A 16043-nucleotide genomic window follows, 5' to 3' on the forward strand; every position below is an offset into this window, starting at 1 on the left:
TCAGAAAGAATCTGACCACTTAAAAGTTTTTAAGTGCCCACGAGACCGCAACATTACACAAAATCAAGTGTAATGAAAATGTATGCTGAGCTTACAGGAAGATGAACTGTAAGAACTAGAGGATAAAAAGCCTTTAGGATAACAAACTACTGGAACAACCACTTGCACCGTTTTCTGTCTGTAATTTAGCTGCTGTGAACTTAGCGGAAATGGCAGATAAGGAAACAAAAACGGTGAACTTTGAAAAGCTAAAACAAACGGTAGCTGTAGGCGTGCGCATGCAGGATAATGTTATTGATGCGACACCATACTTCCTTGATGAGAATAAAAAGCAAGCATTAGGTGAACGTCGTGTCGGCCTAGGAGTTATGGGGCTTGCCGATTTATTAATCTACTGTGAAAAAGAATACGGTTCACCAGAAGGTAATGAATTAGTGGATCAAGTATTCGAAGCGATTGCGGTTACTGCTTATAAAGAATCCGTTGAATTAGCGAAAGAAAAAGGAAGTTTCCCATTCCTTCAAGGGGAAACAGAAGAAGAAACGAATCGTTTACGACAAGCTTTTATTGAAACAGGCTATATGAAAAAAATGCCTCAAGATGTGCGTGCAGCGATCCGTGAACACGGAATTCGCAACTCGCACTTACTGACTGTTGCTCCAACGGGCAGTACTGGAACAATGGTGGGCGTTTCCACAGGCTTAGAACCATACTTCTCTTTCACTTACTACCGAAGCGGTCGCTTAGGGAAGTTTATTGAAGTGAAAGCGGATATTGTTAAAGAATATTTAGATCGTCACCCAGAGGCAGACCCTAATCAGTTGCCAGAATGGTTTGTGACGGCGATGAGTTTGTCTACAGAAGCACATGCGGATGTACAATGTGTGATTCAACGTTGGATCGATAGTTCGATCTCGAAAACAGTGAACGCACCACGCGGCTACACGGTAGAACAAGTCGAGCAAGTGTACGAGCGTCTTTATAAAGGCGGAGCAAAAGGTGGTACGGTATATGTTGATGGAAGCCGTGATTCCCAAGTGCTTACACTAAAAGCAGAAGAAAATGGTTTCGAGGAAATAGAAACGAAAACAAAAGAACATGAAAATCATGTGGTTCTCGTTGACACAATCCAAGAAATTCGTTCAACGAATGTGACGATCGGTAGTGAAGTGGGTAACACTTGTCCCGTTTGTCGCAAAGGAACAGTAGAAGAAATGGGTGGCTGTAATACGTGTACAAATTGCGGCGCTCAGCTGAAATGTGGTTTGTAAAGTGAAACTTCAATCAGTAGGGGGCTTCATCCCCGCTGATTGTTAGTTGAACTGATCGGGCGTTTACGAGCTGTTGATCCCCCACCTCTATGCCTGTGCTTCTTTCTACCATGTTGAGGTGGGGGATCTTACAGCCCGTTAATGCGGGGTAAAATAGATCAGAAAGCGGCTATCAATCTTTAGATTGATAGCCGCTTTTTGCGTAATGATTGATCCGCTCAAATTTCCACTTCTAGGACAACTTTTCCTTGCTTACACATATAACAATCAGGCGTAAGTGGGAGAGGTGAAGTAGTGATGAAAATCGATGGGGTGTTTTCGGGTGGGGGAATTAAAGGGTTTGCGCTAGTCGGTGCATTTGAAGAGATCGAGCAAAGAGGCTTAACCTTTGTCCGCTTAGCCGGTACGAGTGCAGGAGCGATTATTGCCGCTTTTATCGCCGCTGGGTATTCTAGTGAAGAGCTGAAGCGAATGGTAATGGAAGTAAACGAAAAGCAGTTGTTAGATGATATCATGTTTGACTTCCCCTTTTTGAAATGGATGAAGCTTTATTTTCAGCTCGGTTTATATAAAGGGAAGAAACTTGAACAATGGTTAGAAACGAGGCTCGAACAAAAGGGAATACGAACATTTGGGGATCTTCCGCCAGAAGCATTACGTGTCGTGGCGTCGGATATTACTAACGGTCGTTTGCTCGTTATTCCGGATGATTTGCCTGCTTACAATAAAGATCCGCTTGCCTTTTCAGTGGCACGAGCCGTCCGAATGAGCTGTACGATCCCATATTTTTTTCAGCCAGTGAAACTGAATGGTCGAGCGTTAACGGTCGATGGCGGCGTGTTGAGTAACTTCCCCATCTGGCTGTTTGATGAGGCAGACAAAAAGTTGATGCGACCTGTCCTTGGCGTGAAATTGATAACGAAAACAACAGCCGTCTCGCGGCAAGTGAAAACAGGGATCGATTTATTTAGTGCTTTGTTTCATACGATGAAAGATGCTCACGATGCTCGCCATATTTCGAGAAGACATGAAAGCAATGTTCTCTTTATTCCGGTGCAGGAAACAGCGCTTACCGATTTTAACTTAACAGACGAAAAAAAATACGCCCTTATTCAAACAGGACGTGATCATGCTAAGGCGTTTTTTAAGCGCTGGAGTTATTAATAGCCGGGTTTTACGAAGAAGCCCGGTTATTTTTTTTGCCTTTTTTTCCTTCGATCACCCTTAAATGAGCAGATGATTTTCTTCTTAAAGGTTTCTTTTTAGTAGCTGGAGTGGAGGGCTGAGTTGGTTTTTGACGGCTTTTCAATCGTCTTTTCGATTGTTTAGCAGCTTTTGCAAACGCTCGATCTTCACTATTGCCACCTAACCGCTTTCTCATGATGAGGCGATAGATTAAAACAATAACAGCTACAGTTACTGCTGCAATAATCAGCTGCCGAGCTAAAGCTCCAGGGGCATTAAACAACATGGAAACAAGCCCAATAGCAGCGAGTGCAATTAATGAAAAAGTAATGACTGTACGAGTTGTCAATAAAGCCACCTCCTAACAAGCTGTTAATTACATATTAGACAATTTCCTCAGCGTTTAATCCTTTTTGTGTGTTTTCCTCAAAATTTATTAATTTTTCAAATGAGGCGATGGCTACTTCGACTTGATCATCTGTCGGTTCTTTCGTTGTTAATAGTTGTAGCCACAAACCAGGATAGCCGAGAAAACGTAATACCGGGACGTCACGCAGTTTATTCGTAAACTGAAGTACTTCAAAAGAGATGCCGAGAACGACAGGAATGAGAGCAATTCGATTTAACACTCTCACATATAATGGTTCAGTTGGCACTAGCGTATACACAAACATACCGACAATGACTGTAAATAAAATAAAACTTGAACCACAACGGTAATGGAGACGGGAAGCCGCTTGCACATTTTCGACTGTTAATGGTTGATTGTTCTCATACGCATTAATCACTTTATGCTCAGCCCCGTGATACTGAAATACTCTTTTAATCATCGGCGTTAAAGAGATTAAATAGATGTAAATTAACAGCAGAATAAGCTTGAACACACTTTCTATTACAATTTGTTCCATATCACTCGAAAAGATTGACCGAGTAGATTCCGCTAAAAAGACAGGGACTAAAGTGAAGATGAATTTCCCGAATAAAAAAGAGAGGATTCCGATGGCGGCGACTCCTAGAACCATCGCCAGTTTAGATGGCTCTGTATTTTTCTTAGTTTCTACTTCATCTCCGTCTAAATCATATTGCTCTTGAGCGAAATTTAAATGCTTCGATCCGTTCGCTGCCGCATCTAAAATCGCAAAGATTCCTCGAATGAACGGGATTTTTTTGAATATTTGAAGCGATGGGTTTGTTTTTCTTGGTAAATGGTAATAGGCGATTGATTGGTCTTTTTTACGAACAGCGGTGACGGTATGGTGCTTTCCGCCGAACATGACGCCTTCTACAACTGCCTGACCGCCATAAACTGGCTTTTGTTCACTCATGGAATACCCTCTTTCATTGAATTAAAGATAAAGCTTATATACATATTTTAGCCGTTATTCAGGAAAAATAAAAGCTGAATCACTTAACAAAAATGCTTTCTGAAAGTTTGTTATTCGTGAAGGTGGAGGTGCATGATGAAAAAAGACATGAAACAAGAAAAAGAAATTCATTTTCCGCTGAAAAATGTTGCTCTAATTGGTTTCTATGGAGGGTTATTTTGGGGAGGACTCGCTCAATTTGTTGCCTATTTTGATTTTATTAGTTTCAATCCGAACGCCGTATTGAAATATATGCATGTAACAGAATTTAAAAAGACGTATTTAAACGTGGCGATGAGCATTTTATTTTATATCATTTGCTCGCTCATCCTAGCTTTCATTTATTACGCCTTATTCCGAAAAAAGAAGTCGATGTGGGTCGGAGTAATGTACGGTGCTAGTTTATGGGTCGTCTTCTTTATCGTTCTTCGTTCGATTTATCCTGCAATTCCTTGGTGGAGAACGATGAATAACGATACATTAGTCACGACGATTTGCCTTCTTCTTTTATATGGTTTGTTTATCGGTTATTCCATCTCCTATGGCTATGAACATCATAAACGGATGAATGTTCAAGCAGAAGAGACCGAGTAAGTAGTTATTAGTAAAAAAAATATGTTAGAATGTTCTTGTAACTATATTCGGGGGCAGGAGAAGGTATGAAGAACATTCTATTATTAAACGGGCCGAATTTAAACCGACTTGGAAAGAGAGAGCCGGACATTTATGGGGCCGTTACTTTAGAAGAACTTGAAAGTCATTTGACTTCTAAAGCGAAGGAGGCGGGTGTGACGCTTTCCACTTTTCAATCGAACCATGAAGGAGAGCTGATCGATCGTCTTCACTTGGCTGCGGATGAAGAAATGGATGGGATTATTTTTAACCCGGGAGCATTCACGCACTATAGCTATGCACTGCGAGATGCGGTAGCGTCCATTTCGATTCCAACCATTGAAGTGCATATTAGTAACATTCATGCAAGAGAGTCATTCCGTCATCAATCGGTCATTGCTCCAGTCGCTAGTGGGCAAATTGCAGGTTTAGGACTGATCGGGTATGAACTGGCTTTACAAGCGTTAATACATAGAACGGGAGAGAGTGAAAAATGATCAAATTAAATCAGCTTCGTACTATGATGCAAGCAGAGGGGATTGATGGCTTACTCGTGATGAGCCTATACAATCGCCGTTATTTAACGAACTTTACTGGTTCTTCTGGAGCGGCGTTAGTCACAATGGACAAAGCGGTGTTTATTACCGATTTCCGCTATGTGGAACAAGCGCAAAAACAGGCAGACGGCTTTCATATTGTGAAGCATGAAGGAACCATTTACGAAGAGATCGCCAATCAAGTGAAAGAATTAGGGGTCAATCGACTTGGTTTTGAAAAAGCGTACATGACGTTTCAATCTTATGAACTCCTTCAAGGGCTCGTCAAAACAGAGATTGTTCCTGCTAGTCAATTAGTTGAAAAGTTGCGCTTGATTAAGAGCGAATCAGAGATTAAGATATTAAAGGAAGCTGCCGCTATTGCCGATGCGGCATTCAAGCATATTCTTGAATTTATTCAACCAGGGAAGACAGAGCTTGAGGTTTCCAATGAACTCGAGTTCTTTATGAGAAAGTGTGGCGCGACATCTTCATCTTTTGATACAATAGTAGCCTCAGGTAAACGTTCCGCTCTACCTCATGGAGTAGCGAGCGACAAGGTAATTGAAAAAGGCGATATGGTCACGCTTGACTATGGTGCCTATTATCAAGGCTATGTTTCAGATATTACTCGCACCATTGCAGTGGGTGAACCATCTGATCAGATGAAAGATATTTATCATATTGTGTTAGAAGCACAGTTGAAAGGTATGAATGAAATCAAGGCGGGCATGACGGGGAAAGCAGCGGATGCGATTACGCGTGATCATATAACGAAAGCTGGATATGGCCAATATTTTGGTCACTCCACTGGTCATGGGATCGGCCTTGAAGTGCACGAAGGACCTAATCTTTCTTCCCGTTCAGAAATGGTATTAACCCCGGGCATGGCTGTGACAGTCGAGCCGGGAATTTATTTGCCGGGAGTAGGCGGTGTGCGCATTGAAGATGATACGATCATCACAGAAAATGGAAATGAAACGCTCACACATTCTACTAAAGACTTAATCATTCTTTAATGATAATGGAGGATTTACAAAATGATTTCAGTAAATGATTTTCGCACAGGATTAACAATTGAAGTGGATGGCAGCATTTGGCGCGTCGTTGACTTCCAACATGTAAAACCAGGAAAAGGAGCAGCGTTTGTTCGCTCTAAGCTTCGTAACCTTCGTAACGGTGCCATTCAAGAAAAAACATTCCGTGCAGGTGAAAAAGTAGCGAAAGCTCAAATTGACAATCGCAGAATGCAGTACTTATATGCAAACGGTGACCAACATGTATTCATGGACAATGAATCATATGAGCAAATTGAGCTACCAGCGGATCAAATCGAATACGAATTAAAATTCTTGAAAGAGAATATGGAAGTTTCCATCATGATGTATCACACAGAAACACTTGGTGTGGAATTACCGAATACAGTTGAGCTAAAAGTAACTGAAACAGAGCCAGGCATTAAAGGCGATACTGCTTCAGGTGGTACAAAACCGGCAACTGTAGAAACAGGCTTAGTTGTTCAAGTTCCTTTCTTTGTGAATGAAGGAGACGTATTAATCGTTAATACGGATGACGGAAGCTACGTTTCACGTGCATAAGTTTCAAAAAAGCTGTCCCTCTATGTAGGGACAGCTTTTTTGTAGTGTAAATAGGGAGTCACATGAGCGGAAAAGGTGTTAAACAAGTGGATAAGCATGAATGAAGGAGACGGGCTTTGGCCGGTCTTTTTTTGTCTTTTTACCTAGAATGAACGGCATAACTTGAGCGGAAAAACATACATTGAATAAAAAGGGAGGGGAAGGAGGAAGTCATGATCGATACGATTCTCTCTTATTTGCCGCCGACATTAAAGGAAGTTATTCAATGCTTGCCGTCCCAAGTAAAAGATGAAATGGAAGAGATCAGAATTCGGATGAATCAGCCGTTAGAAATCATTGCTCGACAAGTGTTCTTTTTGCCTCATATTGTTACACCCGAGGAAGGACAAGTATTAATGAATAAGCTGAGTCAGCACTCTTTTTATGCTTTAGATGAAGAGTTAAGATGCGGATATTTAACAATCGAAGGTGGTCACCGAGTGGGGCTTGCAGGAAAGGTCATTTTAGAACAAGGGAAAGTGAAAGCGATTCGTCATCTCTCATCTTTCAATTTGCGGATCGCTCGCCAAAAAATTGGAGTAGCTAAGCCGTTTATTTCGGCTCTTTATAAGGAGCGGTGGAAAAGTACATTGATCATTGGTGCACCGCAATCAGGGAAAACAACGTTACTACGAGATATCGCAAGAGTCGCCGCTAGTGGTGATTCAGCAATGAACTTATCTCCAGTGAAAGTAGGAATCGTGGACGAACGTTCAGAAATCGCTGGCTGCGTCAAAGGTATTCCTCAGCTGGATGTAGGGACTCGTACAGACGTTTTGGATGCTTGTCCGAAAGCAGAGGGAATGATGATGATGATTCGCTCGCTGAGTCCGGATGTATTGATTGCTGACGAAATTGGGAGAGAAGAAGATGGACAAGCCGTTGCAGAAGCGGTAAATGCCGGTATTACCTTAATGGCGACGGTTCACGGTACGAGCTTAAAAGAGGCTTCTCAAAGACCAATGATCGAAAAAATCATTCAGATGGGCGTTTTTGAACGATTTATTGAGCTAGCATTTCACGATGGGGAGCGAGTGTTTCACATTCTCGATCAACAGGGGAAAAAGTTAGCGGTGAAAGTAGGGGAGGCCCAGTGAAATGGATCGGAGCACTCTTCATTCTACTAGGTTGTTTTTGGCTAGGGATGGAGCAAGGGCGGAAGCTAAGCGAACGACCGCGACAGATTCGGTTGTTAAAATCGGCTTTGCAATCGTTAGAAGCAGAAATCGTGTATGGACATACGCCTTTACATGAATCTGCGAGAAAATTATCTGAGCGTCTACCACAGCCAATCGCCGCTCTCTTTTCTTCTTTTGCTCAGTTGTTGACAACAACTGAAATGGATGCGCAAGCTGCTTGGAGAAAAAGCTTACAGGATATTTGGTCACAGACGGAATTAAAGGAGGAAGAACGATCGATTTTATTGGAGTTTGGAGAGACGGTGGGGCGGCACGATCGACTAACCGAGCAAAAGCACATCTTACTGACGCTTACTCATTTAGAACGTCAAGAGCAAGAGGCAGCTGAAAAGTATAAGCGCTATGGAACGCTGTATCGAAATTTAAGTATTATCGGTGGCTTATTTATCGTTCTGCTACTTTTATAGCAGAGAAGGAGGAGAACAATTGGGCATTGAAGTGGAAGTGATATTCAAAATCGCCGGCGTCGGTTTGATCGTGGCCTTCCTCCATACGATTTTAGAACAGGTAGGAAAAAAAGAGTACGCTCAGTGGGTCACTTTATTTGGGTTTATTTACGTCTTGTTTTTGGTTGCGACGGTCGTGGAGGATTTGTTTGACAAAATTAAAGATGTCTTTTTATTTCAATGACGGGAGAGGAATACGATTGAAATTATCCAAGTAGCTGCAATTGTTCTTGTTGCTGTATTTTTTGCTTTATTACTTGAAGAGCATCAGCCAGCTTTTACTTTTTTGCTCGTGCTATTTGTCGGCAGTAGCCTATTTTTGTTTTTAGCGGATCAAATTGCCGAGGTGATTTTAATGATTAAGAAGCTAGCTGCTCGTGCGGAAGTGGAGCTTGTGTATGTCGAAACGATGTTGAAAATTATTGGCGTTGCTTATATTGCTGAATTCGCCGCTCAAATGACAAAGGATGCTGGGCAAGAAGCACTAGCAACCAAAATGGAGCTCGCAGGTAAAGTCATTATTTTATCGATGGCTGTTCCGATTTTAACCCTGTTAATTGAAACGATTTTGTCGATGCTACCGAATTAACAAAAGCATAGGTAATGGTGGTGGATGTGTATGAAGCAACGATTAAAGTTCGCTCTTTTGTTATTCATTTTGATTGCATCAGCCTCTTATAGTGTACAAGCAGCGAGTGAGGAGGAGCCACTTGATTTAGGTGGAATGGCGAAAGAGCAGTTGCAGCATTTAGGACTAGAAGATCTGTCCGCTCAATGGGATCACATTGTAAGAACGTACGGACAGTATTTGCCAGAAGCGAAACGAGGACCACTACCGAGCTTGTTAGAAAATGGACAATCTGTTTCGTTAAGTGAGTGGGCAAAGGGATTAGTAGCTTTTATCTTTCATGAATTAACAGCGAATGGTAAATTGCTCGGTACATTGATTTTGTTAACGGTGTTTTCTGTCTTTCTGCAAATTCTCCAAAATGCCTTTGAACAAGGAGTGGTCAGTAAGACGGCTTATGGCATCGTGTTAATGGTGCTAATGATTATCGCTTTAAATAGTTTTCGTTTAACGATGGATTATGCCATCGAAGCGGTCGATGGAATGATTCAATTTTTACTCGCGCTTGTCCCGATTTTGCTCGCTTTATTAGCGACAACTGGGGGAGTGGTTTCAGCTACGCTGTTTCACCCGTTTTTACTTTTTTTAATGAATATTAGCGCGATATTGATTCAAAAAGTCGTTTTACCTCTGCTGTTTTTTGCCACGCTTATTAGCTTAGTGAGTCTTTTTTCTGAATATTATCAAGCGACTAAGCTTGCTGATCTACTTCGCCGCTTTAGTATTGGGTTGCTCAGCGTGTTTATGGCGATTTATTTAGCGGTTGTTTCCATTCAGGGAACGGCAGCCGCTGTGTCTGATGGACTAGCGATTCGAGCCGCAAAATTTCTTGCTGGCAACTTTATTCCTGTCGTGGGCAGGATGTTTACAGAAGCAGCGGATACGGTGATGAGTGCCTCCTTATTATTGAAAAACACGCTCGGTCTTGCGGGAGCAGGGATGCTGTTGCTAATTATTGTTTTTCCAGCTATAAAGATCTTTGTACTAATTATGATCTATAAAATCTCAGCGGCGATGCTACAGCCACTTGGAGACAAAATGGTCGTCGATTGTCTCGACATCATTAGCAAAAACATGACCTATGTACTAGCCGCTCTCGTAATTGTCTCCTTCATGTTCTTTTTATCGATTGTCATTCTCGTATCTGCAAGCAATTTATCCATGATGATTCGTTAAGGAAGGGACCGAGAAGAATGGCTTATATAACAGACTGGTTAAGTAAAGTATTAGCTTTTATTCTCCTTGCTGCTGTGGTGGACATGCTATTACCGACTTCTTCATTTCAGAAGTACGCGAGGGTTGTGATGGGCTTACTGTTATTGTTAGTGATGTTGCGTCCGATGTGGACGTTGTTTTCTATCGATATGGAGCAAGAGCTGTATGACTGGGTTGCCCAGCAAACAAAAGACGAAAAGTTAGAACAGGAACTGACGGTCAAACAAGATCGTTTAGAGTCTACAAAGCAACTTTATATATTGAAAAATGCGGAACAGCAATTACGTACTCAAGTGGAACACGAATTAAAGAATCAATTTCAAAGGAAAATAATAGATTTAAATATTGAGGTTCACGACTGGGGAGAATATGCCCCTGAAGACATTGCACAAGTAGATGTGTATATCGCCCCTGTAGATGAGAAGGGATCTACCACGACAGTAGATGAAGTTGTGATTGATTCGTCTTCTACACTACAAATGGATCGGAAGGAAGACCAATCACTCATCGATTTTCTCTCGAAAAAGTGGAATATTCCGACCGAGCAATTGAATATTCATATGGTAGAGGAGGGGGACAGCCTTGAGTGATCGAAAAAATTTGCTAGAACGGCTACAGTCCTTAATTCCATCTAAAAAAAGCGGAGAGGAGAAAACGGCAAATAAGGCAAAATGGATGGTGATTGTAGCTATCCTAGGCATGGGCATGATGCTGTTCAGTGATTTGAAGGAAAGAGGAGACATACCTGTGATCAATCAAGATCATCAAGCTAATAGTGAAGAAGCATCCGGACAAAAGAATTCGCCGATTCAACCCTCAACAAGCGACTACGAGCAAGAATATGAAAAAAAACTACAATCTGCGCTTGAGGAAATGGCTGGTGTCAGTAATGTGACAGTTGTAGTCAATATAGAAGCCAGTGAACAAAAAGTGCTAGAAAAAAACACAGCTGTCAAATCACAAGAAACGAAAGAAATTGATAAGAAGGGTGGAGAGCGGACGGTCATTGATCAAACGAGAGAAGAGGAATTAGTGATGATGAAAGAAGAACATGGAGATGCTCCGGTCATATTAGAAATGAAGAAGCCGGAAATACGTGGAGTGCTAGTCGTAGCGGAGGGAGTAGAAAATATTCAAGTGAAAAAATGGGTAATTGAATCGGTCACAAGGGTGCTGCATGTGCCGAGCCATCGCGTAGCCGTCATGCCGAAAAAACCAAAGGAGGAAGCTTAAAATGTTATTGAAAAAACAAACCGTTTGGTTGTTAACAATGATTAGTCTAGTTGTCGTATTATCTGTCTACTACATTACTTCTCCAGAGCAGCTTTCACCTGACGTCGCCTCAACGAAAAATCAAGCAGAAGAGATCAATGAGTCAGCTGAACAAATGCCTCAAGAAACAAATGGAGTAGCGAATGACCAACAAGTCGAAGTTGTGACAGAAGCGGCAGGAGATGAGGCGTTTGACCTTCTTCGATTAGAAATGGAGGACCAAAGAAATAAGATGAAAGAGGATTTGACAACGAAAGTAGCTTCATCGGACCTTTCCGTTGAAGATAAAAATCAAGCCTATGAAGAAATGGAAAAATTAACAGAGCTGGCAACGAAAGAAAGTGTGTTAGAGACACTCATTAAATCAAAAGGATATAAAGATGCTCTCGTTCGTGCAGATGGAACGAATATTAAAATCACCGTCAAAGCCGAAAAACATTCCGCTGCCGCAGCTAATGAAATCATTCGCCTGGCACGGGACGAGCTAGGAAAGCAACCGGTTGCAGTGGAATTTCAAACAGTGAAATAACATAAAAATGAAAAGTTGGGAGCTATCTTAAAAAAGGCGCATTTTATATAGGGACTACAACATCTAGGTATATTTAGTTGATTAAGAGCTAGAGGTGGTTTCTGTAAGAGGGTTCCTTTTATGTTTAAGGTCGCTCTTTTTTTTATTTATAGACTGATAGATATAATTGAAAAAATATTTTAAAAATTTTCATTTATCATATCATATTTAATGGAAAAACGATAAAATATCTAGTAAGAATTCTCTTTCTTAATTAAAAGTTGAATTCTTACTAGATGTTATCGTAAGATGTTATTATCTAGTCATAATTTTTCAAGGGGTGTCAGAGATGAAAGTACAGGAAATAAGAGAATTGATTAAACTTGTCGATCAATCCAATATTGAAGAGTTTGTATTTGAATCAGATGGTAGTAAAGTCAAAATGAAAAAGAACGCAGGCGTGACATACTCTGTAGTGAAAGACGTACCACAGGAAGCGCCGAAAGTAGAAGCTGCTCCGGTACAAGCACAACAACCGGAAGTAAAGCCTGCTGTTCAAGAAGTACCAGCGCCAGAAGCGCCAAAAGCAGTGGAAAGCACGGAAAATTTACATAAAATCACGTCTCCGATGGTGGGAACGTTCTATCAATCCCCATCTCCAGATGCGGAGGCATACGTGAAGCCGGGATCAAAAGTGTCTAGTGAAACCGTTGTTTGTATCGTGGAAGCAATGAAATTGTTTAATGAAATCGAAGCGGAAGTGGAAGGCGAGATTGTCGAGATTCTTGTGAAAGATGGGCAATTAGTTGAGTACGGTCAACCGTTATTTTCAGTAAAGCCTTTATAAGGAGAGATCGGAATGATTAAAAAGTTATTGATCGCCAATCGTGGGGAAATTGCTGTGCGTATTATTCGTGCCTGCAAAGAGCTAGATGTGGAAACGGTGGCTGTCTATTCCGAAGCAGATAAAGAAGCTCTCCATGTACAATTAGCAGATGAAGCTTTCTGTATTGGACCTACTGCTTCTAAAGACAGTTATTTAAATTTCACGAATATTATTAGTGTGGCTAAATTGACGAATTGTGATGCGATCCATCCGGGTTATGGATTTTTAGCAGAAAATGCAGACTTCGCGGAGCTTTGTCGCGAGTGCAATATTATCTTTGTCGGTCCATCTCCAGAAGCCATTACTCAAATGGGAACGAAAGATGTAGCACGTGATACGATGGAAAAAGCGGGTGTGCCAATCGTACCGGGCTCTGATGGCATTATTCCATCGATCGAAGAAGGAATGTCGATTGCCGAGGGAATTGGATATCCGGTCATTATTAAAGCTACAGCTGGCGGTGGCGGAAAAGGGATTCGTGTAGCTCGCGATGAAGAAGAGTTAGTCAAAGGCATTAACATGACCCAGCAAGAAGCAGCTACAGCATTTGGTAATCCAGGTGTCTATTTGGAAAAATTTATTGAAGATTTTCGCCATGTTGAAATTCAAGTACTTGCAGATACGCATGGAAATGTGATTCACTTAGGTGAGCGTGATTGTACCATTCAACGACGCATGCAAAAATTGCTTGAAGAAACCCCTTCACCGGCTCTTGATGCCAAAATTCGTGAAGAAATGGGAAATGCAGCAGTGAAAGCAGCGAAAGCGGTTGATTATACAGGTGCAGGAACGGTAGAATTTATTTATGATTATAATCATAAACAGTTTTATTTCATGGAAATGAACACAAGAATTCAAGTAGAACATCCTGTAACAGAAATGGTAACAGGTGTGGATTTGATTAAAGAGCAGATTCGCGTAGCATCTGGTGAGGAATTGACTCTTACACAACAAGAGGTAGAGTTCAATGGTTGGTCGATTGAATGCCGAATTAATGCAGAGAACCCAGAAAAGAACTTTATGCCGTCTCCTGGTCGCATTACAGTCTATATGCCACCTGGTGGTTTTGGGGTTCGGGTAGATTCTGCCGCTTATCCAGGCTATATGATTCCACCATTTTATGATTCCATGATCGCTAAACTTATCACGTTTGGATCGACTCGTGAAGAAGCGATTGCTCGAATGAAGCGTGCATTAAGCGAGTTTGTCATCGAAGGAGTTCACACAACTATTCCTTTCCATTTACAGTTGCTTGATCATGAAAAGTTCGTTGAAGGAGAATTCAACACGAAATTCCTTGAAATGTACGAAGTGATGAAGTCATAAACAATTTAACACGGGGGTGTTGATTGATGGCAGAAAATAGCCAAGGAAATCAAGTTTTAGAAATGAGCAATGGAGATAACGGTATGGGCCGGATTGAAATTGCTCCTGAAGTAATTGAAGTCATTGCAGGAATCGCTGCATCTGAAGTCGATGGCGTTGAAAAAATGCGCGGTAGCTTTGCATCAGGTGTCGTTGAGCGCCTCGGTAAGAAAAACCACGGCAAAGGCGTTCGTGTCGACTTGACAGAAGACGGTATTAAAGTTGATGTGTATTGTGTGATCGCATTTGGGGTATCGATTCCTGCTGTCGCTCAAAAGATTCAAGATAATATTCGACAAGCGTTATTAAATATGACGGCACTTCAAGTGGATGAAGTGAATATTCATGTTGTCGGTATTCAATTTGAAACAAAAAACACTGAAGGCGATTTAGTGCCGGAAGCGTAAAATGAAAGGCTGACCTAAGCAAAACGGGTAAGGCGTATGAAGCCTTACCTAACGGGTTAGCTTTTTTTATTGTTTGGAGATAACTATTTATAAGGTTGTGACATCATGATTATAGTTGCAATTATTATGTTTTTTGGATTATTGTGGGTGGCTTCGTACTGGTGGAACAGGAGCTCTATTTGGAATGGCTTGTGGTTTTTGGGTTTGGCTTTTTTTTCAGCAGTGGGACTGGCGCAATTACTGTTTAAACAAAATGAACAGGTGACATTAGTGGTTTTAGCCATTCTCATCGTGGTTCTTGTCTTGCTGTTACCACTACATTTGCTGATCGCGTCACTGTTATTGTTTCGGTCGGCGCGAAAATTATGGCGTCGTGAGGGGAGGAAGTTCGCCAATTATCTGTCAGCTTTATTAGGGCTTGTCTTAATTGGGGCGGTCATCTTACCGTTTGTTAGTAATATAGAACAGCTTCCAGACTGGTTATCGCTCATACTATCGATGCTCTATTTTGGTTTGTTTTATTTTCTTATTGGATTTATGGTACTTCTAGTATCAAACTGGACGTATCGTCTAATTCCGCCGAGGAAAAAGCAGGACTATATCATTGTGCTTGGAAGTGGATTGATCGATGGATATAAAGTGTCTCCTTTACTCGCAAGCCGAATTGAAAAAGGAATTGAATTTCAACAAAAACAATTTGAAAAAAGCGGAAAACAAGCTAAGCTAATCTTTTCGGGTGGACAAGGTGCTGACGAGTTGTTGCCAGAGGGGGAAGCAATGCAGCAATACGCGCTGTCGAAAGGTGTAAGACCAGAGGATACGCTTGTTGAACGTGAATCAGTCAATACATACGAAAATATGTTGTTTTCTAAACAGATAATGGATGAATGCTCACCAGCAGGTTATTCGGCCATTTTTGTCACGAATAATTATCATGTGCTGCGCGCGGGAATGTGGGCGCGTAAGGTCGGGCTTCGTTCAATTGGATTAGGCTCGAAAACGATAGGATATTTTTGGATCAATGCACTCATACGTGAATATATTGGCATATTAGTTATGCACAAGTGGAAACATATTTTGTTTATTATGTTTGTCTTTCTGATGATGACTGGGCTATTTTGGTTTAGTCAGCACTTGGACAACAATGGGATATTTTCGTTTTAAATAGATTATGTTAAAGCGGTGCGTTGATTTCGGCAAAGCTTTTTAAATAAAACACATCCTTTTTCGCAAGAGCGTGTGTATTTTTTTTATTTTATGCTATTATCATTTTATGATGAAAAAGCAAAAGGAGTTTAAATGAATGAAAAGACGTACAGCACGTGAAAAAAGCCTGCAGGCACTTTATCAAATCGATATGAGTGGAGCAACCCCAGAAGAAGCGATCCAAAATGTATTAGAGGGCGCTCCAGTTGATGAATATTTACAAAACAGTGTGATGGGTACGACTTCTCACTTAGAAGAGATTGACCAAGTCGTTAAGGATAATCTTGAGAATTGGTCATTTGATCG

20 protein-coding genes and 1 pseudogene are annotated in these 16043 nt (G+C 41.3%); 19 read left to right on the forward strand and 2 right to left on the reverse strand.

Going from position 1 to position 16043, the window contains the following annotated elements:
- Positions 1–152: 152 nt before the first annotated feature.
- Both CEF22_RS07500 and CEF22_RS07505 read left to right on the forward strand, forming a co-directional pair.
- A pseudogene (locus CEF22_RS07500) lies at positions 153–1271 on the forward strand (ribonucleoside-diphosphate reductase); the annotation flags it as partial.
- A 297-nt stretch (positions 1272–1568) separates the two neighbouring features.
- Positions 1569–2435, forward strand: coding sequence for a patatin-like phospholipase family protein (locus CEF22_RS07505; RefSeq protein WP_100402364.1), 867 nt, complete (start codon positions 1569–1571; stop codon positions 2433–2435).
- A gap of 10 nt (positions 2436–2445) precedes the next feature.
- Here the strand turns inward: CEF22_RS07505 and CEF22_RS07510 are convergent, their stop codons facing one another.
- Positions 2446–2805 (reverse strand): SA1362 family protein, encoded by a 360-nt coding sequence (locus CEF22_RS07510; protein WP_100402365.1) that lies wholly within the window; start codon positions 2803–2805, stop codon positions 2446–2448.
- A 34-nt stretch (positions 2806–2839) separates the two neighbouring features.
- Positions 2840–3781, reverse strand: coding sequence for a DUF1385 domain-containing protein (locus tag CEF22_RS07515; protein WP_100402366.1), 942 nt, complete (start codon positions 3779–3781; stop codon positions 2840–2842).
- Positions 3782–3913: 132 nt separating this feature from the next.
- On the opposite strand from CEF22_RS07515, the gene CEF22_RS07520 reads away from it, so the two are divergent.
- From CEF22_RS07520 to CEF22_RS07600, 17 genes are all read left to right on the forward strand, one after another.
- A complete protein-coding gene (locus CEF22_RS07520) occupies positions 3914–4414 on the forward strand; it encodes a YqhR family membrane protein (RefSeq protein ID WP_100402367.1) in 501 nt (166 codons plus the stop codon).
- 65 nt (positions 4415–4479) lie between these two features.
- Complete coding sequence (gene aroQ / locus CEF22_RS07525) at positions 4480–4929, forward strand: type II 3-dehydroquinate dehydratase (RefSeq protein WP_100402368.1); 450 nt, start codon at positions 4480–4482, stop codon at positions 4927–4929.
- Positions 4926–5987 (forward strand): M24 family metallopeptidase, encoded by a 1062-nt coding sequence (locus CEF22_RS07530; RefSeq protein ID WP_100402369.1) that lies wholly within the window; start codon positions 4926–4928, stop codon positions 5985–5987. The genes aroQ and CEF22_RS07530 overlap by 4 nt, the downstream gene beginning before the upstream one ends.
- Positions 5988–6008: 21 nt before the next feature.
- Positions 6009–6566 carry an elongation factor P gene (efp, locus tag CEF22_RS07535; RefSeq protein ID WP_095478293.1) on the forward strand — a complete coding sequence of 186 codons (558 nt, stop codon included), beginning with the start codon at positions 6009–6011 and terminating at the stop codon, positions 6564–6566.
- Between the two features lie 215 nt (positions 6567–6781).
- Positions 6782–7702, forward strand: coding sequence for a stage III sporulation protein AA (gene spoIIIAA / locus CEF22_RS07540; protein WP_100403942.1), 921 nt, complete (start codon positions 6782–6784; stop codon positions 7700–7702).
- The gene (gene spoIIIAB / locus CEF22_RS07545) at positions 7699–8211 is read left to right on the forward strand and encodes a stage III sporulation protein SpoIIIAB (RefSeq protein WP_100402370.1); all 513 of its coding nucleotides are present in this window, start codon (positions 7699–7701) and stop codon (positions 8209–8211) included. The genes spoIIIAA and spoIIIAB overlap by 4 nt, the downstream gene beginning before the upstream one ends.
- Positions 8212–8230: 19 nt before the next feature.
- Entirely contained in the window at positions 8231–8434 is a 204-nt protein-coding gene (spoIIIAC, locus tag CEF22_RS07550) for a stage III sporulation protein AC (protein WP_100402371.1), read from the forward strand.
- 24 nt (positions 8435–8458) lie between these two features.
- Positions 8459–8839: a stage III sporulation protein AD gene (gene spoIIIAD, locus CEF22_RS07555; RefSeq protein ID WP_232726186.1), complete on the forward strand. Its 381-nt coding sequence runs from the start codon at positions 8459–8461 to the stop codon at positions 8837–8839.
- Between the two features lie 30 nt (positions 8840–8869).
- Entirely contained in the window at positions 8870–10054 is a 1185-nt protein-coding gene (spoIIIAE, locus tag CEF22_RS07560; RefSeq protein ID WP_100402372.1) for a stage III sporulation protein AE, read from the forward strand.
- 17 nt (positions 10055–10071) lie between these two features.
- Positions 10072–10683 carry a stage III sporulation protein AF gene (gene spoIIIAF, locus CEF22_RS07565; RefSeq protein ID WP_100402373.1) on the forward strand — a complete coding sequence of 204 codons (612 nt, stop codon included), beginning with the start codon at positions 10072–10074 and terminating at the stop codon, positions 10681–10683.
- On the forward strand, positions 10676–11326 hold the full coding sequence (gene spoIIIAG / locus CEF22_RS07570; RefSeq protein WP_232726081.1) for a stage III sporulation protein AG: 651 nt from the start codon (positions 10676–10678) through the stop codon (positions 11324–11326). Before spoIIIAF ends, spoIIIAG begins: the two co-directional genes overlap by 8 nt.
- 1 nt (position 11327) lies before the next feature.
- A complete protein-coding gene (locus CEF22_RS07575; RefSeq protein ID WP_100402374.1) occupies positions 11328–11894 on the forward strand; it encodes a SpoIIIAH-like family protein in 567 nt (188 codons plus the stop codon).
- A 328-nt stretch (positions 11895–12222) separates the two neighbouring features.
- Positions 12223–12720 carry an acetyl-CoA carboxylase biotin carboxyl carrier protein gene (gene accB / locus CEF22_RS07580; RefSeq protein ID WP_100402375.1) on the forward strand — a complete coding sequence of 166 codons (498 nt, stop codon included), beginning with the start codon at positions 12223–12225 and terminating at the stop codon, positions 12718–12720.
- Positions 12721–12732: 12 nt separating this feature from the next.
- Complete coding sequence (gene accC, locus CEF22_RS07585; protein WP_100402376.1) at positions 12733–14085, forward strand: acetyl-CoA carboxylase biotin carboxylase subunit; 1353 nt, start codon at positions 12733–12735, stop codon at positions 14083–14085.
- 26 nt (positions 14086–14111) lie between these two features.
- On the forward strand, positions 14112–14531 hold the full coding sequence (locus tag CEF22_RS07590) for an Asp23/Gls24 family envelope stress response protein (RefSeq protein ID WP_095478277.1): 420 nt from the start codon (positions 14112–14114) through the stop codon (positions 14529–14531).
- A 105-nt stretch (positions 14532–14636) separates the two neighbouring features.
- Positions 14637–15695, forward strand: coding sequence for a YdcF family protein (locus CEF22_RS07595; RefSeq protein WP_100402377.1), 1059 nt, complete (start codon positions 14637–14639; stop codon positions 15693–15695).
- 139 nt (positions 15696–15834) lie between these two features.
- On the forward strand, positions 15835–16043 hold a 209-nt coding region (locus CEF22_RS07600; RefSeq protein WP_332849164.1), incomplete at its 3' end, for a transcription antitermination factor NusB.

The sequence above is a fragment of the Bacillus sp. FJAT-42315 genome (assembly GCF_002797375.1).
GTDB lineage: Bacteria > Bacillota > Bacilli > Bacillales > Domibacillaceae > Bacillus_CE.